The 20,904-nt window shown below is 64.9% G+C and carries 22 protein-coding genes; 4 read left to right on the top strand and 18 right to left on the bottom strand.

Annotated features, from left to right (window positions below):
• The 6 genes from AC5Y5O_RS28465 to AC5Y5O_RS28440 form a co-directional block, all read right to left on the bottom strand.
• Positions 1-1,398: TniQ family protein (locus tag AC5Y5O_RS28465; RefSeq protein WP_500028373.1), on the bottom strand; the 1,398-nt coding region annotated here is incomplete at its 3' end.
• A 322-nt stretch (positions 1,399-1,720) separates the two neighbouring features.
• On the bottom strand, positions 1,721-1,900 hold the full coding sequence (locus AC5Y5O_RS28460) for a hypothetical protein (protein ID WP_032703741.1): 180 nt from the start codon (positions 1,898-1,900) through the stop codon (positions 1,721-1,723).
• A gap of 66 nt (positions 1,901-1,966) precedes the next feature.
• Positions 1,967-2,830, bottom strand: coding sequence for a hypothetical protein (locus AC5Y5O_RS28455; protein WP_005115609.1), 864 nt, complete (start codon positions 2,828-2,830; stop codon positions 1,967-1,969).
• Between the two features lie 73 nt (positions 2,831-2,903).
• A complete protein-coding gene (locus AC5Y5O_RS28450) occupies positions 2,904-3,740 on the bottom strand; it encodes a phosphoadenosine phosphosulfate reductase domain-containing protein (RefSeq protein ID WP_005113450.1) in 837 nt (278 codons plus the stop codon).
• Positions 3,737-4,153, bottom strand: coding sequence for a hypothetical protein (locus tag AC5Y5O_RS28445; protein WP_500028370.1), 417 nt, complete (start codon positions 4,151-4,153; stop codon positions 3,737-3,739). The genes AC5Y5O_RS28450 and AC5Y5O_RS28445 overlap by 4 nt, the downstream gene beginning before the upstream one ends.
• A gap of 2 nt (positions 4,154-4,155) precedes the next feature.
• Positions 4,156-5,043, bottom strand: a complete 888-nt coding sequence (locus AC5Y5O_RS28440; protein WP_005113452.1) for a beta/alpha barrel domain-containing protein — start codon at positions 5,041-5,043, stop codon at positions 4,156-4,158.
• 262 nt (positions 5,044-5,305) lie between these two features.
• On the opposite strand from AC5Y5O_RS28440, the gene AC5Y5O_RS28435 reads away from it, so the two are divergent.
• From AC5Y5O_RS28435 to AC5Y5O_RS28420, 4 genes are all read left to right on the top strand, one after another.
• Positions 5,306-5,995: a hypothetical protein gene (locus tag AC5Y5O_RS28435; protein WP_005113453.1), complete on the top strand. Its 690-nt coding sequence runs from the start codon at positions 5,306-5,308 to the stop codon at positions 5,993-5,995.
• Between the two features lie 97 nt (positions 5,996-6,092).
• Entirely contained in the window at positions 6,093-6,527 is a 435-nt protein-coding gene (locus AC5Y5O_RS28430) for a hypothetical protein (protein ID WP_005113454.1), read from the top strand.
• The gene (locus tag AC5Y5O_RS28425) at positions 6,524-7,390 is read left to right on the top strand and encodes an RAMP superfamily CRISPR-associated protein (RefSeq protein WP_005113455.1); all 867 of its coding nucleotides are present in this window, start codon (positions 6,524-6,526) and stop codon (positions 7,388-7,390) included. Before AC5Y5O_RS28430 ends, AC5Y5O_RS28425 begins: the two co-directional genes overlap by 4 nt.
• Positions 7,390-8,094, top strand: coding sequence for a hypothetical protein (locus AC5Y5O_RS28420; protein WP_005113456.1), 705 nt, complete (start codon positions 7,390-7,392; stop codon positions 8,092-8,094). Before AC5Y5O_RS28425 ends, AC5Y5O_RS28420 begins: the two co-directional genes overlap by 1 nt.
• Before the next feature lie 32 nt (positions 8,095-8,126).
• On the opposite strand, the gene AC5Y5O_RS28415 is transcribed toward AC5Y5O_RS28420, so the two are convergent.
• The 12 genes from AC5Y5O_RS28415 to eccD form a co-directional block, all read right to left on the bottom strand.
• Complete coding sequence (locus AC5Y5O_RS28415; protein WP_005113457.1) at positions 8,127-9,077, bottom strand: hypothetical protein; 951 nt, start codon at positions 9,075-9,077, stop codon at positions 8,127-8,129.
• Between the two features lie 632 nt (positions 9,078-9,709).
• A complete protein-coding gene (locus AC5Y5O_RS28410; protein ID WP_005113459.1) occupies positions 9,710-10,075 on the bottom strand; it encodes a DUF4031 domain-containing protein in 366 nt (121 codons plus the stop codon).
• On the bottom strand, positions 10,072-10,809 hold the full coding sequence (locus tag AC5Y5O_RS28405) for a hypothetical protein (RefSeq protein WP_050547106.1): 738 nt from the start codon (positions 10,807-10,809) through the stop codon (positions 10,072-10,074). The genes AC5Y5O_RS28410 and AC5Y5O_RS28405 overlap by 4 nt, the downstream gene beginning before the upstream one ends.
• Positions 10,806-11,234, bottom strand: a complete 429-nt coding sequence (locus tag AC5Y5O_RS28400) for a pyrophosphohydrolase domain-containing protein (protein ID WP_332838227.1) — start codon at positions 11,232-11,234, stop codon at positions 10,806-10,808. Before AC5Y5O_RS28400 ends, AC5Y5O_RS28405 begins: the two co-directional genes overlap by 4 nt.
• Positions 11,231-12,193, bottom strand: a complete 963-nt coding sequence (locus tag AC5Y5O_RS28395) for a hypothetical protein (RefSeq protein WP_500028364.1) — start codon at positions 12,191-12,193, stop codon at positions 11,231-11,233. The genes AC5Y5O_RS28400 and AC5Y5O_RS28395 overlap by 4 nt, the downstream gene beginning before the upstream one ends.
• A gap of 92 nt (positions 12,194-12,285) precedes the next feature.
• Complete coding sequence (locus AC5Y5O_RS28390; RefSeq protein ID WP_232530513.1) at positions 12,286-12,975, bottom strand: hypothetical protein; 690 nt, start codon at positions 12,973-12,975, stop codon at positions 12,286-12,288.
• A 47-nt stretch (positions 12,976-13,022) separates the two neighbouring features.
• On the bottom strand, positions 13,023-13,532 hold the full coding sequence (locus AC5Y5O_RS28385) for a hypothetical protein (RefSeq protein ID WP_005114941.1): 510 nt from the start codon (positions 13,530-13,532) through the stop codon (positions 13,023-13,025).
• Between the two features lie 13 nt (positions 13,533-13,545).
• Complete coding sequence (locus AC5Y5O_RS28380) at positions 13,546-14,754, bottom strand: hypothetical protein (RefSeq protein WP_005125331.1); 1,209 nt, start codon at positions 14,752-14,754, stop codon at positions 13,546-13,548.
• 502 nt (positions 14,755-15,256) lie between these two features.
• Complete coding sequence (locus AC5Y5O_RS28375; RefSeq protein ID WP_005113467.1) at positions 15,257-15,586, bottom strand: histone-like nucleoid-structuring protein Lsr2; 330 nt, start codon at positions 15,584-15,586, stop codon at positions 15,257-15,259.
• On the bottom strand, positions 15,586-18,051 hold the full coding sequence (gene eccE / locus AC5Y5O_RS28370; protein ID WP_005125329.1) for a type VII secretion protein EccE: 2,466 nt from the start codon (positions 18,049-18,051) through the stop codon (positions 15,586-15,588). The genes AC5Y5O_RS28375 and eccE overlap by 1 nt, the downstream gene beginning before the upstream one ends.
• A complete protein-coding gene (gene mycP, locus AC5Y5O_RS28365) occupies positions 18,048-19,424 on the bottom strand; it encodes a type VII secretion-associated serine protease mycosin (RefSeq protein ID WP_005113469.1) in 1,377 nt (458 codons plus the stop codon). Before mycP ends, eccE begins: the two co-directional genes overlap by 4 nt.
• Complete coding sequence (gene eccD, locus AC5Y5O_RS28360; protein WP_005113470.1) at positions 19,421-20,857, bottom strand: type VII secretion integral membrane protein EccD; 1,437 nt, start codon at positions 20,855-20,857, stop codon at positions 19,421-19,423. Before eccD ends, mycP begins: the two co-directional genes overlap by 4 nt.
• Between the last annotated feature and the right edge of the window lie 47 nt (positions 20,858-20,904).

The following is a 20,904-nucleotide window of genomic DNA, read 5'->3' as shown; positions in this document are numbered from 1 at the left end:
CTGGCGGCGGCGCTCGTAGTTGATCCGGCCACCGTCGCCCTGCTCTAGGAAGTCGCTTAACCGGACGAGCGCCTGCTGCATCGGCTCCCAGTAGCTTGAGTCGCACAAAACCCACAGCCTGTTATTCAAAATGCTGTGGCTCTCGACGACGCCTAGGAGGCGCACTGCCGCAACGGGTCTGATGGTTGCACCCACGAGCAGTGTGGCGCACGACAATGTCTCGCGAAGTACCAAAGTCTTGCGACGTCCCGATAGCAACACAGACGCCCATTGCGACCAGATTGCCGCCGGCAGCCGGGCAGCCTTCTTCTGGATTCGCTTCTGCCCCGGGCTCGGTGCGCACGGCAGCGTCGTTGCAGAGCGGTATCGCAGCTGGAGTTCAGGACCCATATCGGCGTTACGCGCCTTCAACACGATGGCAGCGGCGATGTCGCTATCTCGCGCGCATGAGCGGATTTCCGCTGGGCCGCTGGTGGCGTTCTGCCCTGCAATGAACCATCGGGCGGCCATCCCACAGTCGGTCACGCTTGCGTCCCACAACACCTTCAAGGCCAATGTGGTACCGACTGCAACATCCAGAGCACGAAGCGGCGCTTTGTTATTCAGTGTTTCTCGCGCCTGTGAGGACGCGAAACCTACCGTATGCTCACCCGTCAGGTCATCCTCAACGTCCTCAATCGTCAGGCCGTGGGTCGACGAATAGTTCAAGATCCTGTTGGCAAGGCTTCTGACAGCCTCCAGGACCTCCTGCAAAAGCCGTACGTGGGTGTCAAAGATTCCGAAATCAGCGTAGCCGTCGTCAATAACCTCATTGACCGCCTCCTGCGCCCACGAAAAATTGTGTCTATCGGTCCACCGCAACGTTGGAACCGTTCCCAGTGGAAGACCGCAACGGCAGGTGGCTGGAGGCTGGATGCGGCGGTAGTACTGGGTCGATCGCTGATAGCTTCCGCAGCCAGGACATTGGTCAACAAGGAGGCAATTGTGTTCCAGGCACGCGAAGGACCAACCGAGGCGCCAGCGCAATTGCCACCGGCCGCCCGTTTCGCATAAGCATGCAGGGCAGAACCGGGACCTCGGCAGAGCTCCGAAGGGAAACTTTGGATTGAGACGCTCAGTGTACGCATCAATATGCAAGGCGGTCCCGTCGTACTTGCTCAGCGTCATCGCTTCGAACGACTCCGCCGGTACACCGGTGGCCGCCTCGAGCAACTGTTCCTGCTCCGGCAGCAGCCAGGTCAACCAATGCGGCTTCGCGGTAGCCGGAAGCTTCGCGGCCGCCGCAAGAGTTCCGACGGTGCCACCCATTGCACGTGCGCTGGCCTCCAACCACGAATCGATCGATTCACCCTCAAGAGGTTGCACCTGAAGCGGAAGCCAGCGTCGCGCGACTCTCATTTCGAGCAGCTACTTTGACAAGGTCTTGAGACCGAGTCGACAGTTACCAGCATGACCTGCACTTATGTCTGCCAGACACTCAGGTCGGCTGTCGCTGTTGTTTAACAACAAGTGCACGCTTGTTAATCTTCATTGCATCTCGACAGCAGCAGCAGCCATCACAGATGAAAGTGGCACCCCCTCCCAACCCCCGCGGCGGGTTGGGAGGGGGTGCCGGGTGGTGGTGCCGGGTGGTGCGCAGCCGAGCGGCAGCGAGCGGAACGCCAACCGCGCCCGGCTGATCAACTATTCTTAGGTCTGCGAATGTATCCAGGGATTTCCATCAATGGCGGCCGGCCGTGACGATCCGAATTGGGTGGGCGCGGGCGAGCTCGAGTATCTGGCGGAGGCTGTAGTCCTCCAAACTCGGACGCTCAGCCGCGCCCGCGGGATCGACGACTTGGGCGTACTCGTCGATCTCGACGCGCAGCGGAGCGGGCGCTTCATTCATGGACGCTTTCATGGCGCCAAGGATGGCAGTACCGAATCACCGATTCCAGAGGAGCGGGGCCCCGACTGTCTTTCATCTTCAGTCTTCGACTGCGATGCGAACGTCATGGCCGGCGGACGCCAGGGAGCTTGCACGGCGCGCTGCAGCGACTCGGTGAATCCTTAGTGGGTATGGGATCCGGTCCCGCAGTGTCCGCGCCTCCGGGTAGAGCTGCTCGAAGTCGGCTTGGTCGTCGAGCATGTAGACCACGCTCACACCGTCGACGGTCTCGACGGGGAGCTCTGCGGCGGTGATGACGATGAAGTCGTCGAGAGCTTGCATTTCGGCGATTAGGCCGGCTGGCACCGAAGATCCTGCGGGGTCACCGGCGCGTCCTGGTGCCCATTTGATGCCTGCCTCCCACTTGTAGTACCTCTTGTGTGGGATTCCCAGTAGGTCGCCGGCCATTGTTTTGAGCAAGCCGACGGCTTGCCGGCGGACGGCCAGGTCGACCCGGCGATCACCGTGTTGTCCACCGTAGACTTCGACGTCGATGCCCCGCCGGCTCAGCTCGCCGGCGGCGCGCCCAATCGCGACGTGTTGCAGGGTGAATGGGTAGGGCGTTCCCCACGGAGTCCTTGCGTGTGGGTACATCTGGTTGAAGGCGTCTTGGTCGGCGAGGGCAATAAATTGGACGGCCTTGTCACCTGTTCCCTGAGCTGCTGCGACGGCGAGATCTGTCTCCTGCGCGACGAATCGTTCCATCGCAGTGATGCTTTCGACCATCTGCGGGTCAGGTGGCTTCTCCCCCTCTTCGGCCTCGTCGTAGTCCTCGTAGGAGACCTTCATAGCGCGTGCGGATTCTTCGGTCTGTAGGCCAAGTGCAAGTCGGCGCGCTAGCAGATCCGACCAGAGGTATTCCCGCCCGTCGTCACCGCTGAAGACAGGCATGTCCGTCGTCACACTTTCCTCCTCGGCGCCTGCCCGTGTGGCCTGCCCATACGTCAGCCAGGGTACGGCCCTGATCAGTGATCCGCTACACCCACTCGGTGAGCCGGGGAAGCGCGGTGGCGAGACGGTCGAATAATGTCGGCCACCCTTTTGCTAGCCAGGACACGTGACCGTTGGAAAGTAGCGCGGCGTCGATGATTGAGTCGACGCGGATCTGGTGGGCGGGCATGCCGAGCTCGGCGAGTTTGGCGTATATCGGGTTCGCTGGGATGTCGCGGCCGGCGAGGTATTCGAAGACGTGTCCGCGTTGCCAATCCCAGATTGGTCCGAATGTGACTGTGCCGTCGTTGCGGCGCACCACGCCCCCGAACTGCGCGCGGACCTTTTCGCGTGAGTAGTCCTGGTGCGCCGTTGTTTCCCTCGCCAGCCTGCTTCGGTACAGCATGCGCCGGCCGGGAGATTCCGAGGAACGAACACCCCACATCGAGCCGCGGCCGAAGCGCGAGTGGGCAGCCTTGGCGGGTGTAGTGATCATGATGTCGGCAAGGCTGCCGCGTAGTACCCGGTCTGGCGCGTGGTGGTCGAACCCGCCGCCGGCGATGAGCAAGGTCAGCAGATCTGGTTCGGCTGCGATCACGGTCAGGTTGAGTCGCCACCGCTGGGTCAGCTCTTCGATGTACCGGACGGTCTCCGGGAATTGCAGGCCGCTGTCGAAATGCACGACGGGAATGTTTGGGTCGACTTGCCGGGCCAGGTCGACGACGACAGTGCTGTCCTTGCCGCCTGACCACGAGACGAAACCGTCATGGCAGTCCAAGTGCCCGGCGATCCGATGCAGTAGATGGTCATAGGCGTTCGTCCCTCGCCGCCGGACGGCGATCCGACGCAGAGCCTGAATATCAAGTCCGGGAGGCGTGTTCATCGTCGGTCGACAAGTTCGATGCGCATGCGTGGGAATACCTTTTCGAGGTACTCGCGGACGTAGTCCAGGGCCTGGGGCGTTTCCAGTATCGACTCTGTGGTGGTGGTGTTATCCCACCACCACCACACTCCTTGACGCCGAAATCCGAAGGGTGGCGGCACCGGGCCGCCGAGGTGTTCGCGGGCGAAGATGCGAGCAGCCCCGACCACAAAATGCCAATCCAGGCCCCCGAACGTGATCCTGCCGGTGTCATCGTCTGCGAGTCGAGATAGGCGCTGCGGCAACGTCACTCGGGCAAGACAGGTCGAGACAATTATCGGCGCACGCTTCACCGACCGGTAGTGGCCGTTGCGCCCGGGTTCATCGTCGCTGGGTTCTAGCCTGTTGGGATGGACGATCCACGTGTCGGCCACGGCTACCACTCCTTCAATTGCACGACGATACGGTCGCCGAACCCGCCGTCGCCGGCCTCGTAGACGGCGTAATCCGCTGACGTCACCGCGAACTGCATCCCTCGCGGCAACAGATGTGTTGTGTCCTCGACGCTGTCGGAACGGCCAAGGTACATACCGCGGCTCGTGACGATCTCAAAAACCACGTGCCGCGAGCTGTCGTGGCCCGACGTCTCGTGCAGGTTGTGCCGGCTCAGCGTGAATTGGTCGAAGGCAACGAGGGAACCTGGGCGCAGATTAGCCGGCAGATCCTCCAGCTTAGTCACGTCGCGGTGTGTGTCAGGCAGACGCACCGAGACATACACGCGGTGAGCCCGGTCGTTGAGCCGCTCATAGGACTGGACGGCGCGATCGAGGCGCTGCACCGTGGCCCGATCGGAGTCGGCGAGCTGCTGCACGTCGCCGGCCCTAGCGTGTAGGGCGCGGTTGATCCGCCGCCACTCCTCGGGGTTCTCATCGGTGATCATTGCTCGCATGGCCCGGTGCTGTGATGCGGGGGCAGACGCCATGACCTTGTTCTTGACAGCGGACCGAAGTTTGCGTTGACGACCGCTCAGTGCGGAGCGGAAGTCACCGGGTGGCGGCAGCTCACCGCGCAGTCGCGGCGACTCAACGGCACTGACATCACGAGGCGTCGACCGGTAACGATCCCGCGCGGCCCGGGTCACTGAGGTGTCGGCATCCCGGATCTCGTCGGTGATGCGGTTGCTCAACCGCTGGAAGTCCCGCTCTCCCATCACCTCGGCGGCGATCTCGCGAGCTGCCTTCACATCGCGTTCGCCGATCGTGCCGGCTTCGGGATCGACGACGAGCGCCCGTTCCCTATTGGGTCTATTGGTTTTCGCGCCCACCAGCTCCACCCAGGCAGATGTTCGGCGGCACATTCTCCGGGTTCCGCCCGCGGATGAACCACCGGAAGGTGCCGTGATCAGGCGTAACGGGGGTCATAGACTCAGGCTAGAGAAGATCCGGGTGGCGTTAAACAGGAGGTGGCCCCGGAGTCGGCCACTGCTGGCCGCACCGAGGCCACCCTGGGACACCCTCTCCCAACCCCTGCGGTTGTTTCGTACCTTTGAGGGTAAGCCATACCGGGATAGCGGTCGCCCTCTTATCGTGTCGATCAGCATGTACACCGATCCTGCCGCCGCAGCGTGGATCGTCGCGGGCAAACCCTCCGTCGACGCACCCCCGCCCGTCCCCGGCCGCTGCGCCCGCTGCGGCACCGAGGGCCCGACAGTGACGGCCTCCCGAATCCTCAGCGACAAGTTCACCGGCTTCGAGGACTGGCCATACGGGTGGCGCAGATTGTGCGTGCCCTGCGCATGGGCCTATGACCGGCGGCCGACCGCCCAGGTTCCCATGCTCATCGCCCGCGACACCGTGACCGAGTATGCCGATGGGCGCGGACTCGTGGGGGTGCTCACCGCGGGGCCGCTCGCCACCACCTGCGCCGCAGTCTTGCCGGTACGCGCACTGCTGAAACGTCGCTACCTTTTGCCGACCGCCCAGTGGGGACATTTGGCGATCGACAAGCTTGTGCTGCGTTGGGAGTCCAGTGACGCCGCGCGGCTGGCGAACCTCGTGTGGCTGCGCGGCGCCGTCGGCGCGACATGGCCGCAGCTATCCCGCGATGCGCCGCCGGCCAAACTCATCACCGGGCAACCTCGGGAGCACTGGCCCCGGATCATCAACGCTTGGGAACAGTTCGCCTCGTGGCGGTCCACCCCGATGGTGTGGGCGGCCGCACGCGAGATCACCGACCCGCCGGGAGACAGACCCGAACCGGTGCGACGCCGGCTCTAGCTCCACAGCCTCTCGCACGGTGGCAGGCTCCATCGCTTTAACCCGCTGCGTCGATACATGCACGTCACACCGATGATCGCCCGTTACAGTTGGGATCATGCCTGCCGATGACCTGCCGCCTTCGCGCGTATGGCAGGCGGCAGTCCCCGAGCTGGGCACACTCGACGACGCCGACGACCTCGCTGAGCGGTTGCTGCTGCATTTGCACTACGCCATCAACTGGGACAAGAGCTGGGTGTCCAACCACCGTGCGACATACTGGACCGACGTTCTGCCGTCCCGGGTATTGCGTGCCGCCTATCAGAGCGACACTCTCGACGACTGGTGGTCTGCTGCCGCTCATGAGCTCGAAGCGGACCCGCCGCGCAACCAGGAGCGCCGTATCGAGTTGGCCCTATTGCTGCGCCAACCCTCCCTTCAAGTCATCAGCGCGTTCCACGATCGACTTCACGCTCTGTTACTGCGAGTGCAGATCATCGCTGAGGCGGTCTCCGAGCAACGGAAAAGCTCGTCGAGGCGGAGCGCCGAATGACGCTATCTACCGTCCGTTTCGACATCGACATCGTCGCCAAATCGTCGATCGTGCACGGACAGGGCCGTTCCTCTGGCAGGGCCGACACGGTGAGCGTGTTTCGTCGCGAGAAGATCATCACACCCGACGGTGACATGATTCGGGTACCGGTGGTGTCGGGCAACAGTTTCCGCGGTGTACTGCGTCGTATCGGTGAGGGTCTCACCGCCGATGTGCTCAGATACGAACAGTCTCTGCCGATCCCTGCAGCTCATCTATTGACCAACGGTGGTCGGCTCGGAAAGACCGACAAACCGATGACCGATGACCGGGAACGCACACTGAAGGCGTTGATTCCGCAGATTGCGATCTTTGGTGGAGATGCCTCGGGCAGGGTCATGTCGGGTCTGCTGACCGTGAGCAAAGTGTTGCCTGAGGTCGCCGAGCTCGCCCATATCTTGCCGCGACCACCGAGCGGGACGCTTCCCTCGGCCATTCGTGGCATGACCGCCGAGTCTTACACCCACCTGGCCGATCACCGGCCGAGCACCAGTGAGCCACCGGTGATGAACACCGAGGCCAAGGAAGATAGTCCGCTGGGCATCTTCGGGTTCGAGGCCTTATCGGCCGGCACGCGGATGCAGTCGTGGGTGCAGATCTCGCACGCCACTGACTATCAGCTCGCGTTCTTCAACAGCGTGCTGGTCGCGTTCGCCGAGCGCGGTCACCTGGGCGGCCGCTCCGCCGCCGGGCACGGCGCCATCAGCGCGACTGTTCATGCCACGGCACTTCGGGGCGAACTGCCAAACCCGGACCTCGACTGGGCCGCCCAGTTGCGCCGGAAGCGCCGGGCCGCCATCAAGGCCTTAACTGACCTGACCTGATGATCCCGCTTCTGGTGACTGCCGCGACGCCGCACGGGGTGGCTACGTCGCGGCCGTGGGGTGTACCGCTGGACGCGTTGCTGTCGTCGGTGCTGTGGCATCGGCGCAAGTGGGAGGCTCGCGCCGCCGGTCATCATCTGGCCTATCACCCGGATCTTGAGCCTGACGCGATCGAGCTTCCCCTCGCCCGATGCTACGACCCCGACCACGACGCCTGGCACTGGATGGCTACGTTCGCTGATCTGCGGCCGGGTGGCGTCGAGCCGGATATTCGTTGGCGCACATCACGCACCGACCGCCGTCGGCTTCAGCAGCTCGCACCCGTCACCGGCAACGTCGTGTCGGACACATCGGGCCGCTATCTGCAGCGCACTGTTCCCGTGATCGCCCATCCCGTGGCCACATTGACGTGGCGTGCCGTCGGCGACCCTGACGGTATCCGCGAACTGCTCGCCGACTTGCCGTCGATCGGGAAGCATCGCGGCACCGGCGAAGGTGTGGTGGCTCGATGGACGGTCACCGAAGCACCGGACGTCGCGGCCTGGTCGGCCGGCCACGAGCACGAGCCCGGTGTCTTGGGCAGGACCGTCCCGCTCCGATGTCTGAAACCCGGCATGGTTACCGGCGAGGTTGGCATTGGCGCGATACGTCCGCCCTACTTGCATCCGTTCAGCCGAACCGATGCGGCCCACCCGGCGCGGTAGCCCCACGATCGCGAGCGTTCTGCTGCTGCGTGTCAGTAGCCCCAGTCTGGTCCTGGCGGAAGACTTCCCTGGTAGATCACGTTGCCGTTGCCCCATCTGCGATCGACGCCGATCGATCCGTCAGGGTTTTGCCACCAGAAGTTGACGTCGCGCTGGCCGCCTTCGCTCCACTTCTGGAAGTCCTGCGGCGACGGCGGACCTGAGAGCCACACCTTGACCTCGCCGACGTTGCCCGCCGGGTCGATGCTGGTCTCCATGATTTCGCCCGGCCCTGCCGAGATTTCGACTTTGGCATCCGGGGTGACTTTGTCACCCTCGACCTGTACGAACCGACCGTTCTCGACATACCAGGTGTGCAGCGCCGGTGTCGGGCCGCAGATCTTCACCGGGTCATTGTCCTTCGACCCCAGGTAGCAGGCGTACGGCCGCACATCGTCAGGGTCCGGGGCGCCCTTGTCGCTCTCCGTCGGTGCCGGAGGTGGTGGTTTGGGGTCGACATGCGCCAGCGGCGCGGCGACATCTCTCGGCAGCTGGCGCTGCGCCACCCGCACCGCCTCAGCGGATTGCGCATACTCCGCCGCCGCGTTCAACACAATCTGCCTCGACTCCGCGACACGGTGCTGCCCAGCCTGGGCAAGGCCGACCATCCCTTCAGGTGTACCGCGCTGCGACCCCAGAGCCGCGCGGTCCTGCGCCCAGCCCGCCTCCATGGTGTCCAGTTGTTGCAGCGCCCGCGGCCCAACCGACTCGACACGCGCAACGGCGTTGTGCACCTGAGCATTTGCGTCGTCAACCACGTTGCGCGTGCGACCTAAATCGATAGTTTGCTCGGTGGCGCGGTGTTGGGCAACCCCCGACCACCCCGCTGGCGGCGCGGGTTGCGGCGAGGGCTGGCCAGGAGCCGGCGGTTGCGGGGGATTTCCAGTGCCGACCAGCGCCCGCGCCTCGCGCAGTTGCGCGTCGACAAGATCGGCGAACTCCATCGCACCTCCCAGGTGGTCCCTGTGCCTACTCAACGAAAATCGGAATGGTTCCAATGCCACGATGCGCGCATTTGCACCTTCGGTGATGCGTCCGGACCGACGACGAGATACCCTGTGCCGTCGAGTTCTCGACGGCGCTCTAAGTGGACAGCAACTCCGCCACACACTAAGCCGGCCGCGACCCCGACGAGCGGCGATACCGATACGAGGATGGCGGCCGCCGCCACGACCCCGACCACCATCAGCGGGAGCCGTTGGCATCGGCTTCGTAACCGATGTACGGGATCACGAAGATCAGATGCGCAGGCCATGAGGCGCCATTGCTGCGCAAGAGCGTCTAGGTCGAACTTCGTATCGGGGTCGCGGTGAACGAAGGCCGCCCACGAGCTCTCACACCACCGCCGGTAACCTTCGGCCGCGGCGATCGCCGGATCTCCCGACAGCATCGATCGCCGCCGATGATGCGCGACGAAACTCTTAGCCATACGAGCGTCGCGCCTGAGGCCCACGGCGACGTCGTCGGCGCCGACTCCCGCCGTGCGTTGATTGGAGACAGACCTTCGCTGCATAGTCCGAGCGTGGCATCGACCGCGACGGTCTTCCAGACCACTGCATCTGGCGGCTGTCAGGTGTTAGCGGTGGCCGGCAACGTCCTGCGTGACGTCCAAGACGTCGAGTGTTTTCTGACGGCCCAGCTCGTAACGCGCGGTAATGATGCCGGCCGCTTCTCTCCACGTGACTTCAATTGCACCAAGCGCGATCGCTTGCTTGCGCTTGGCGTCGGTGACGTCGTAGTGCCAGTTCTCAGCGGCCCGGCTTCCCGGCTTCGCCAGGGGCTTGCCCACTTTGGTTGGGTCTTGAAACCACCGCCGTTGCAGTCCCAGTCGGGCAGCGAACCCATGGAGTTCGGCTTGGGTGTCGGCGAACAGGTGCGACCATCGGGTGTCGTAGCGGCCGACGCGCGCGGGGATCCGCGCGTCATCGACGTAGACGGTCACTGGTCGCTCTGCCGAACGTCGGTGCTACCGCTGCCTGGATGCCCGAAATGAGTGCCGAGTGCGTAGTGCGCTGCCAGTGCGGTGAGCACTGAGCACGGCGCTTCGACGAGGCATTCTGAGAGTAGGGTTCCTGCCCATTCTCCTGCCCACTGTCCAGCGGCAGGTGTGCAGGCCGGGCAGAAGACGCTTTGGGCGGGACAGGTGGAGGTGTCGTCGTGGGCGTTATGGATCCCGAAGTCCAAGCATTCCTCACAGATGCTGACGGCCGGCAAGTGGCGACTCGCATGGGCGAGGAGTTGTGTCTGGTGTGTCGGCGCGAGCGGGTGATGGGACCGGATTAGCGCACGGTCGCCGGCGATCGCGGTCAGTAGTTTCGGCCCGAGGTGCGGGTCGATGCCAGCCGCGGCGATGGCAGCGGCGTCGACGGCATCGGGGCAAGCGGCGTCGAACTGGTCGGCGACGGTGCCACGGTGCAGCGCGAGGATCCATTGGCAGTCGTGGCATGGGCGACCGTACCGGTCTGCCGCTTCGCGGCCGTATGGGCCCCACGTAGGGGCGAGACCTACGGTTCTCTCGCATAGCGCAGCCGCGTGTACCGCGCGGGGGTCTGACGAGAGATCGATTGCGTGAGTTGCCGAGTCCCGAGTCACGATGTGGTGATGGCCGTCGGTGTCGCTGACACCGAACAGCAGCGCGCCGGAAGGAAGAGGAACAGGTGCGGTATCGGTGGTCATGTCAATTGAATTCTGCTCTCGTCTCGTGTTCGTTGAGATACATCGGCCCACCGTGCGGCGATGATCGTCGACGGTGTGACACCTAGTTGATCGGCGGCGGCGAGTGCAGCCAGGAATACGTCTCCGAGTTCGGCCAGGAGGTGGGCGGTGTCTGCTCGGCCTTCAGCTCGTTTGAGAAGTGCCCCAACCACTTCGCCGCCCTCTTCACCCACCTTGGCTACGCGCTGCCAATCGGATCTCTGCACGCCTAGGCGGTCAAGGTGAGAACCAACTGTTACGGCAAGTGAGTCCAACGCGTTGAGTGGACGATCGAACCCAAGTTGAGCGTGCGGTCTCGCTGACGGATCGACGAGAGATCCATTGCCCGTGGCAGTTTCGAAGCAGCGCTGATGTTTGGGTACGGCGTGATCTCGCGCCGATGTCATCGTCGTAGTCCCGATCGGGCAGCGGCAATGCCAGCTTTGCTGGTTTGGAGGGGTGCAGGTTCATGGTGGCGAGGTGATCGCTGTCTCCCCGGTAAGTCGCCGCTGGCCGAGCGGCCCGAGATTGTCGAGGCCTCGGTCAGATACTCGCTCGCGGCGCGCCGTTGCTCAGGTGTCACGTTATCTGAAAGCACCACGGTCGCAGCGAGATCCATCGCGGCGAGGGCGTACTGGCGCCGGCGGTGCGGGTCGTCGACACAGTCACGTGCTGTCTGAAGATCGCGGCGGGCGTCTTCGAGGCTGTCGGTGGTGGGCATCTTGTCTCCGTTCACATGTTCGGTGCTCGACGAGGGCGCACGCGTGTCATGAGCGGTGGTGCCCATGTCGGCGGTCATGCGTGACGCCGATAATGGGGATTGGGCAGATTCGGTCGCGCAGTCCGTCATAGTCGTCAGGTTTGCCATGGCATCGCGGCCGCGGTGCGCGGGTGTTCGGCGTTGCAGCGCCTGCTCATGCAGATCTGAGATGCTCACGATGTGGCGGTGACCTCGGATATACCAGTCACACGGGCAGAGGCGGTCACCGCCGTGTCGCTGACAGCCCGCGGTGTAGCGGCTCACGGCAGCCTGCAGCGACGGGTGGGCAGGTCTGGCCAGCGCCAGGCTTCCGGTGATGGCTGGGTGACCGTTCCACGTTGCGACGACGTCCTCCCCCATGCCGTCCAAGAGGTCGGCGAATGCGGCCAGTTCGCCAGGAGCTAAGGGGTTGCGCGGTGGCTCGTGCGGTTGCCCGTAGTCGACGTGGGCTACGTCGACGACGACGATCGCATGGCCATTCCAACCGGATGGGATGAACCGTAACGTGCGGTTGCCGACGGAGCCGATCTGTTGTCCGTGGTGTTGTTGCAGTGCCGTATCCAGCTGAGCTGTGTCGAACAGCCACCTCAATCCGATCAACAGCATTGGCAGATGGGACATCACATCGATAGGTCGGCTCACAGCGCGATCTGCGTTCTCATCGCGAGTTCCGTCCGTGAGGTTCGTAATCTCAGCTGTCATCGGGATTCGCTTCCTTGGCACGGGGTCGTAGTCGTGATTTCGAAATGAGTGGCGACGGAGGTGAGAACCGAGCAGGGCGAGAGCACGACGCACTCTGTCGCGCCTACGCTGTCTTCGAACTCCCCCGCCCATCCCCCGGCCAGGAACGTGCAGGCCATGCATGCCACCCTCGCGTCCGGGCAGACGAAGATGTCGGGTCCGTGCACTTGGGGGCTGCTATCCCAGCACTCGCCGCAGACGATCACAACGGCTCGGTGCCGACACAGATGCGCGAGCAGTTCAGAGACAGCGCCGGGCTCTGGGCGCTCGTAGTTCAACTCGTCCCTGTGGTTGGCCAAGACGGCACGCAACAGTGCTGTCAGCAGGTCTGGATTGTGTCCAGTGTTAGCGATGAGGTTGCGCTGCAGTTCATCTGGTGAATAGCGGACGACTTCGCGCTCTACTGTTCCCCGGTGTAGGGCCACGATCCAACTGCATTGCTCGCACCGCCGTTCCGTGAGCATGACGTTCTGATCGCAGTATGCGCCCCACTTTCGGGCCAGTGTGACGCGTTCTCCGCATACACCGAAGATCACAGGGTGGCGGCCTTCCGGCGTGACAGCCTCTGCCTTGGCGGCGATCGTCATGTCCACCGCGTGTCGGCGATGCCGCCCCGGGCCGATGCCGAACCGGTCGGCGGCCGTCACCGGTGTTGCTATAGCTGCACCGCTATTCATGACCTTCTCCCCCAACGTCATTCGACAGCACTTCCCGTCTCGTGCGAGCGCGGGCGGATGGTAGGGCGCACGTCCGTAGCTACGTCATGACCGTCTTTGACTGCAGCGAGGTCGTCACTGGGTTGCAGGCTGGGCCATGCACCGATGAGTTGCGCTGTCGCGCATGGCCACCGGGAACATTGGCGGCATGACGGACCGGACAGCGCCGCCAGCGCGCCTGCCTCCAGGATGGGCTGGTGTAACGCGCCGATCGCAGTCGTCCGGGTTTCTGCGGCCGTCTTGCCCTCCGGGATGACGATCTGCTGCCCCACCGGGCCGGTGTCGTTCTGGATGGGCCACGGTCCCAGCAGAAGAGCTGTTGAGCAGGGCCAGCGTTCGGCGCACTGTCCGCACGAAGGGCCGCTCAGGTCGCTGCTCGACGTGATGGGTTGATGCAGGGTGGCGATCGCGGCCAGGCAGCGTTCAGCTGCGGAGCGCAAGGTCCGTGGGATGACGATGCGCGCCGGCACAGATGGCGGACGGGTCATGCTTGCGGATTCCTCAGGCCCGAATCCGGTCAGCATTCGACATGAGCGCTTCTGCTGCTTTGGTGATGTTGGTGACGGTGTCGCGGTGCACACCGGTGCGCGTCGCGATGGTGGTAACCGGCACTCGCTGATCCCACAGACGCAAGACATCTGCGGTCTGTTCAACAGACTTCACCGTCACCTTTTCTCGTACCAGGGTTTCGGCGACATCGACCCAGCCGTCGTTGTTGTTCGACATCTCCCCATTGCTTTTCGACAGGTGGGCGGGGCGCAGTTTCGCCGCATCGAGTGCGTGAACGCTGTTGAGGGCCTGGCTGTCTGATGCTTCTCGTGCAGACGTGTCGGTGCTGTCGCCAATATGTGACCGCGCAGATTGGTCCCCCTCGCGCCCAGTAGCGCCGCCGTCTAGATGAGTTTTGCCGTCGTGCCCGAGATTGTGCGGCGTGGGCGCGCCGGCAAATGATTCCGGCGGCCGGGTGGGCTGTGTCCACGGCGACGGTTGGGTGTGGGTGGCCAGTTCGCCGGCGTGGTTGAGGACAGCTAACCGTGCCAGCATCCGCTCGCGCATCACCGCGTCGTCGGCGACGCCGGCAGCCAGCAGCGCGCGCTCCAGGCGGGCCGCGCGCGACCACGGCCAACGCCGTGGCCGGGACAGTGCTGCGGCTTGGTATGCCTTGCGGTCGCGGGAGCGCTGCGCGGCATCGCGGTCATCGTCGCCCAGACCCAACCGCGACAAGCAGCGCTCCCGTAGTTCACGGCCGATACGGGCAATGGTGCTGGTGCGGTGGTGGCGGGCACGAAGTTCGAGGCCAAGCCCGAGGTGGAGCATGACGGTGCCGAGTACCGGGCCAAGCAGGATTCGACCGACGGCCTCGTCGGTGGTCGACATGGCCCACGCCATGTATGCCATGGCTGCGCACATAGCCCACACGGGTGCCCGGAACGCTCCGGGGTGGCCGGTGCGCTGAACGTTCACGGCCATCCCTGCGCCGCACACCACGAGCGCCAACTCGGCGACTGCGAACATCACCCACCGTTCGCCGTTGGCGGTAGGGATGTGAAGTACGTGTTCGAAGAATCTCCAGGATGTGTTCAGCGACACCAGCAGCGACACGACCGCGACGAGGTAACAAGCCAACGCAACCCACGGTGCTCGTTGTTCACGTTCACTGTCTGCGGCACTGTCGTCCTGCTGGCGCCCCGAGGGGGTTTCACTTGTCACGGAATGATCACCTGGGTGGCCGATGATCCCGGAGTTGCGTCGGGAGGGTCCGGCACTTCCCACGGCGGCTGTCGCGCCGATCATCGTGTTGACCGCCCTCGCGGGAGCGGCGTCGTCAACTTGGGTCATCACCATGACTTCAACCGTCATGGGCGTTGGAGCTGTTTTCAAGACCACCTGCAGGTGATGGTGCCCAGCGGCCGGTGGGGCACGCTTGCATCCAACACGTGCATCGCTTACCTTCAGAGTTGTCCTCTGACACTGACCGCCACCGCGCAACCCTGCCTGGTTGCGTCGGGGCGGTTTTCATATTGTTCAGCGGTTCGAAACGGGCGTGGCTCACGCCTTTTCACTGCGGTGTGAGTAGCGGCGCTGTGCGCGATCGAGTCGCCGGGCGCGGGATCACGAGCAGCCGTCGGTGTGGCGACACGGCACGAGCGTAAGCATTTCTGGCTGCTTGCTTTCAGGCAATACCTGGCTGCGGCTACATGGCCGTGTTTCGCTACGTCGCGGACTGGGCCTTGTCGTAGGCCTCGATGATCGCAGCAGGCATCCTGCCGCGTGCTGGCACCGTAATGTTGTTCTCTTTGGCCCAGACTCGGATCAGATGCATGTCGTGACGGCGCCGCCCGTTGGTCGGTAGTGACCCGTTCTGACCGCGGCCGTTGACCCTGCGGCTCTTGGCTATCCACGGTGCAAATTGGTCGCGCAAGGCTTTGTCATTCACGAGGTCGATCTCGTACTCGATCCCGTCTAGCCCGAATTGTGTAGTGGTAGCACCGGATTCGCCGCTGATGTCATCGACCAGTTCGATGGTGATTTTCTTGGCCATTAGGTCTCCTCGCGACGTTCGACGCTCCGGGGTGGAGGTGCCGCACCTCCTGGCGGTGGCCCCGTGGCTGGCGGGTTCTGTCCTCCGCGTTGCTCGCGGCTTGTCTGCTCGGTGCCATCAGGTGCGCGGTGGCGCCCGTTGGAGTCGCCGTTGCGTTCAGGCAGCGGCGATGAATCCCCGTCGGGTGAGGACGGCTGGGGCTGTTGCCGAGGGCTTTTCCCGAATGCTTGCGCCCAGTCACGGTGTTGCCCGGCCGTGGGGGACGTTGTCGGCGCTGACTCGGCGGGTGTGGGCGGATTGTCGTGGGGTTGGTTTTCAGGTGCTGGCTGCCCGTTGCGGGTGCGCCATGGCGGTAGGGGCCCTGGAGGGGGAGTCTGTGGTGTGCTAGCGCCACGGGGCGGCGGTTCGGGCCAGGGTGCGGTGGCCGGCGGCCGGATCGGTTGTGGCGGCGGCGCTGGCGGTTTGGGGCCGGGCTTACGCACTGGCGGGTGCGCTGTGACCGGACCGCTGGGCTGAGCAGCAGGGGGCGGTTCGACAGGTGCCGGCAGGGCGGGCTGCATTCGCCGGTCTGGGGTGGTCGCCGGTTGTCCTGCAAGATCGTCAGCGAGGTCGATACGGGTGCTGTTTGTACGGTCCGCTGTCGGCGGCTGTGGGCCCTGGGGGCCGCTTGGTTGCTGGGCAGGCGCTGCTGGTGTGGGCCGCGGCCGGGAGGCGGGTGGCCTGGGCCGAATGGGCGGGTTTGGACGGTCGGCTTGCCGCACTGGGCCCCTGGCGGTGGTCGGTTGGGGACTGACCCCCAAGATCCGCCGTTCTTCGTGGGCGGGCACGGAGCGTACTCGTGCGCTGAGCCCGGTCCTGATCTTGAGGGTGAAGCCGAACTGATCGTCGGTGTCGACGAGTTCGATATCGGCATCGCATGCCTCGTCGTCGGTCAGGACGGTGACCTGCGGTAGGTGCTCGGGCCAGTCCTCGTCGGTGTCGATCACTAGGACGGTATCGGGGTCAAGTCCGGCCAAACCTAGTGCGCCGGAACCGCGTTGCAACGCGATCTCGGTGTCGTCATCACCCACGTCGTCTTCGTCGTCAGCGGTCCAGCCGGCCGGGTAGTCGTCGAGGATGTCGCCCGATACTGCCAACGACGCGATGGGCTGCCATTTCTCGGGTTCGTCGGTGACGATCAGCAACGGTCGGCCGGTGACGCTTGCCCGCAAAGCGGCTTGCCGCAGCAGTACTGAGCTTTGGCACAACACGGTAATCGGCCCGGACAGCGAGAGGTGGACCGAGGTGTGGTCGCGTGGATCGCCGATCGAGCCGATCAGTGGGCCGGCGGGCCCGAAGGGCAGCGTGGGGGCTGCCGGACCCAACGCCGTCGCTGGCAGGGGTGCCGCGACGGGCAGATATCCGATCCGGAACTGCTGCCACATCGCTGTTTGGACGCCGTAGAGCGGCCCGAGGCGCGATACCGGAGGCGCGGGCGGCCGCGCATCGGTGCGGTATCGCACCAGCGCGGCGATAGTCGTGGCGCCATTGGCTCCTGGTGTCAGCCGCACCAGCGTGGTGACTGACTGCGACAGCGGCCAGGTCCACCACTGCGCGGCATCCTCACCAATATGTGCAGGGTCTGCGTAGTAGACCCCGGTGAAGCCGCTGCGGCCTTCGAGGTGCGACCAGTGGTCGGCGATCGGCGCATCGACATGCAGCAGGGCGTTGACAGCATCGATCGCTTCGGCGCCAGCGGGGCGGGCGTCCAGGCCGGAACTTGCGAGGGTGTCCGCGATACGCAGGCACGTCACCGCGGCGACGCGCAAAGCCGCCTCGGCGTCACCTCCCCGCCGGTCGATAGCGGCGAGGTTGTCGTGGAGGTCGGTACGCACGACGATCCAGCTGCGCCGTTCGGCGGGCGCCACGGTGGGGCCGGTGATCTGCTGGTACAGATCGGCGAATCCGCCGGCGGCGCGGAAGCCGTCGCTAATGATGTCTGCGGTGTTCACCCCGACGTCGAGGACTCGGCCGACCAGATCGGCGAGCTCGCCGATGTCGAGCACGTTGGCGGTCCGTTCTTCGGTGTCGGTGACCACCGACGGTGCCAACGGGTCACCGTGCAGTTCGACAAGGGTGATCAACTGCTCGTTTTCGGCCACAACACCGATGGGCACACCGTTGATGAAGACGTTGCGGGCCGGCGGCGGAGGCTCGGTCGCGATGGAACGTCGGTGACGCAGCCATGCCCACCAGGTCGACATCCAGTGAGTGAGTGCGACGTGATAGATCGTGATGAAAACGATGAGCATCAAGACGATGGGAACGGCAGCTACTGCGGCGGGGTGCAGCCGACCACCGGTGGCCATGACCCAGGCCATCCCGGCAAGGATGATCAGCACTGTGCGGGTCACTGTGACCCGCACGCCGAGCATCGGAGGCTTGGTGAAACCTTGTGCGCTGCTTGAGGACACGTTCCTGCTCATGGATGGCTCTTTCTACGCAGGGCCGCCCAGGCGCCGATCGCCAGCAGGATGGCGCCGGCGATGCCGAGCACAAGATAGGTGGCGGTACGGCGTGGTGTGTAGTCCGGCGGGGGTGGCGGCGGCGCCGGATGGATGATGCTGTTCACCGGCAACGTCGGCGCGGGATCGGCGACATTCCAGGTCAATGCGGCGAGCGGATCCACGACGCCCCAGCCGACCGAGGGATCCGGTGTGGTCGGCCCCGCGTGGGCAGTGGCTTTGAGCCGGTGCATCACTTGGTAGGCGTTCAAGTCAGGATATTTTTGCCGTACGAGCGCGGCGACCCCGCTGACGTAGGCGGCGGAGTAGGAATCGCCGAACATCGGCACCAGGATCTGGTCTTGGCCGGGTAGGCCGTTGACGAGGTGTCCGTCGGGGAAATTGCCTGTGCTGACGACGTTTTCACCCGGGGCAGCCAAGTCCACCCAGGGCCCTTGCAGAGTCGTGGTGGAGGGCGTGCCGTCGTTTTGGACCGACCCTACGGCCAGGACGTCGTCGGCCCACCAGGCAGGTGACGCGATCGTCACCACGTTGGCCCAGCTCGCCGGGTCGGTACCGGGCGGCGGCGGGTTCTGCCGGCAGTCGCCACCGGTGTTACCCGCGGCGACCACGACGACGACGTTGCGTTCGGCCACCGCCCAGTGCAGGGCGGCGCCGAGCTCGCGGTCGTCGGCATGGCGCACTGCTTTCATGCAGGACACCATCGAAATGTTGATCACCGTGGCGCCGAGATTGACGGCATGGACCACGGCGCGGGCCATAGCGCGGAGATCGATTGCTGTCTCGGTGAGGTTGGGGTCGTCGGACTGGTCTGGGTTCTGCAGCCGGTAATGGCCCGATGACTGCCGGATGCTGATGAGTGCCGCGTCAGGTGCCACGCCGACGAACGCGTCCCCCGGACTGGGTGCTGCGGCAATGATTCCGGCGACCAGCGTGCCATGGGCATCACAGTCGGTGAGCCCGTCACCATCAGTGACGTAGTCCCCTCCGGGACGCAGGTTGCGTAGCCGCGGATTGGGGGTCACTCCGGTGTCGATGACGGCCACTGTCTGCCCGGCGCCTGTGGCGAACGGCCTTGTCGCACCGAGATTGAGCAACCGCCAACCTGGGGGCGGGTCGGCGAAATTCGATCCGGGCAGCACGCCAGGTACTTGGCACTCCACTTGCAGTTGCATGGGCTGCTCCGGCCCGACGGTATCGGGCGGCACTGCCGCGGCGTCGATCGTCGGCGGGGTCAGCGCGTGGGCAAGTCCTGCGCCGGAGAACACCGCCACCAACGCGCTGACGACGAACACCATGGACAACCGGTAGACGAGGGGCCGCATCGCGATCACCCGATCCTCAGATCGCGTAGGACCGCGAAGATCCCGGTGACCCACGCGGCCAGCGGATACACGGTGACCAGCGCCATCCAGCCGAAGATCTCGATCAACCGGGCGACTCTCGGATTGACGCCTCGTGGGGTCACTACCACCGCGATGGTCACCAAGGCGATGATGGATCCCACCACCACGGCGAGAACCACCGCGGGTTTCCAGCCGTCATGCCAAGCCAGCAGGAGTCGCGCCGCAGATCCCACGATGACCACTGCCGCGCCAGCGAGCATCGAAAACGCTTGCAGCGCATTCGACATCGTGCGCCCCCAGATGGTCAGGATGATCGCGACGCACGACACGATGACCATTTCGATTTTGTGGTGGTAGGAGTGCGGATCCATCGTGAACACCGCGGCTGCGGCCGTCGTGACGGCGGAGGCCACGACTAGCCCGGTGGTCATCTCGACGGCCCGCTGGGACCGTATCCGCACCGTCTGAAGCTCCCGCTCTCCGATCTCGCCACCGACTTCGATCGTTTCGCCGTCGGCCGGCACCCTGGGCAGGGTGATCCGGGCCAGCCCCGCTGCGATACCGCTCGCGTTCTGTAGGCCGATCAGGCCGGCGATGAGGACGCCTGCACCGATCGCCGAGGGACGCAGATTCGTGTACTCGGCCACAGCACAGATCACGGCCACGATGGCCATCAACGCGCTCAGCGCAGTGGTGATGGCCAGGTGGCGCCGGGTTAGCAGCAGCGCGCAGATGGCGCCGACCGCAACACCCACCGCTGACACCATGACGTGCGGGATTCCTGGCACTCCAGTGCGCTCCGAGATGGGAATCACTTGTCCCACAACAGCTGTGGCCGCCACCCACACTACGGTCCAGGCGGTGGCGGCGTCGCTGCTCTCGTATCGGCGCGACGCCGACCACATGCCAGTGAAGGCCACCATGGCGCCGATGCCGCCGACCAGCACCCACCACCACGAGTAGGAGCTGCGAATCCACAGCAGCCACTGCGCAGCGCAGACCGCGATGCCGCCAAAGGCCAGGCCGGCGAGCCCGGCCTGGCGGGCGGCGTGCACATCGAAGGGCCGTCCCGCGGCCGCCGCCGCGGCCGCGGCGGCGTCAATGACGTCTTCGGTGACCTTGCGGTACCGCTCGGTGGATTTGACCGCCCGCAATTCGAGGACCGCGCCGTCGGTGACCCGAGCATCGTGGAGGGACTGGTCGGGCTTGAGGGGTCCGCCGATGCGCGCCAATGTCCACTGGCTGCCGGCCGGGGCGGTGATGGGGTCACCGTCGCTGAGCTGGTCGACGACGTCGCCGATGTATTCGCTGATGGGTGAATGGGTCGGCAGAACAAGATCCTGCTGGCGGGCCTCCTGCTCGGAGTCGCCGTACCACACCGCGACACGCGACAGAGCCGTCCCGTTGGTCGTCGGCGCCATCATGCCTCCTGATCCGTTTGAGGGCCGGATAGCCCGTGAGGAAACGC

The sequence above is a fragment of the Mycobacterium sp. NGS40 genome, assembly GCF_059812735.1.
The sequence above is the reverse complement of the archived record's forward strand: the minus strand, read 5'-3'. Positions and strand labels throughout refer to the sequence as shown.

Excerpts from the sequence above, each read along its gene's own strand:
- eccE (WP_005125329.1), bottom strand. The coding sequence starts at position 18,051 with ATGAGCAGGAACGTGTCCTCAAGCAGCGCACAAGGTTTCACCAAGCCT.
- AC5Y5O_RS28425 (WP_005113455.1), top strand. The coding sequence starts at position 6,524 with ATGACGCTATCTACCGTCCGTTTCGACATCGACATCGTCGCCAAATCG.
- AC5Y5O_RS28375 (WP_005113467.1), bottom strand. The coding sequence starts at position 15,586 with ATGGCCAAGAAAATCACCATCGAACTGGTCGATGACATCAGCGGCGAA.
- AC5Y5O_RS28395 (WP_500028364.1), bottom strand. The coding sequence starts at position 12,193 with ATGCTGTTGATCGGATTGAGGTGGCTGTTCGACACAGCTCAGCTGGAT.
- AC5Y5O_RS28415 (WP_005113457.1), bottom strand. The coding sequence starts at position 9,077 with ATGGAGTTCGCCGATCTTGTCGACGCGCAACTGCGCGAGGCGCGGGCG.
- AC5Y5O_RS28450 (WP_005113450.1), bottom strand. The coding sequence starts at position 3,740 with ATGAACACGCCTCCCGGACTTGATATTCAGGCTCTGCGTCGGATCGCC.
- eccD (WP_005113470.1), bottom strand. The coding sequence starts at position 20,857 with ATGGCGCCGACGACCAACGGGACGGCTCTGTCGCGTGTCGCGGTGTGG.
- AC5Y5O_RS28400 (WP_332838227.1), bottom strand. The coding sequence starts at position 11,234 with ATGACATCGGCGCGAGATCACGCCGTACCCAAACATCAGCGCTGCTTC.
- AC5Y5O_RS28385 (WP_005114941.1), bottom strand. The coding sequence starts at position 13,532 with ATGACCCGTCCGCCATCTGTGCCGGCGCGCATCGTCATCCCACGGACC.
- AC5Y5O_RS28420 (WP_005113456.1), top strand. The coding sequence starts at position 7,390 with ATGATCCCGCTTCTGGTGACTGCCGCGACGCCGCACGGGGTGGCTACG.
- AC5Y5O_RS28430 (WP_005113454.1), top strand. The coding sequence starts at position 6,093 with ATGCCTGCCGATGACCTGCCGCCTTCGCGCGTATGGCAGGCGGCAGTC.
- AC5Y5O_RS28460 (WP_032703741.1), bottom strand. The coding sequence starts at position 1,900 with ATGAAAGCGTCCATGAATGAAGCGCCCGCTCCGCTGCGCGTCGAGATC.
- AC5Y5O_RS28405 (WP_050547106.1), bottom strand. The coding sequence starts at position 10,809 with ATGACCACCGATACCGCACCTGTTCCTCTTCCTTCCGGCGCGCTGCTG.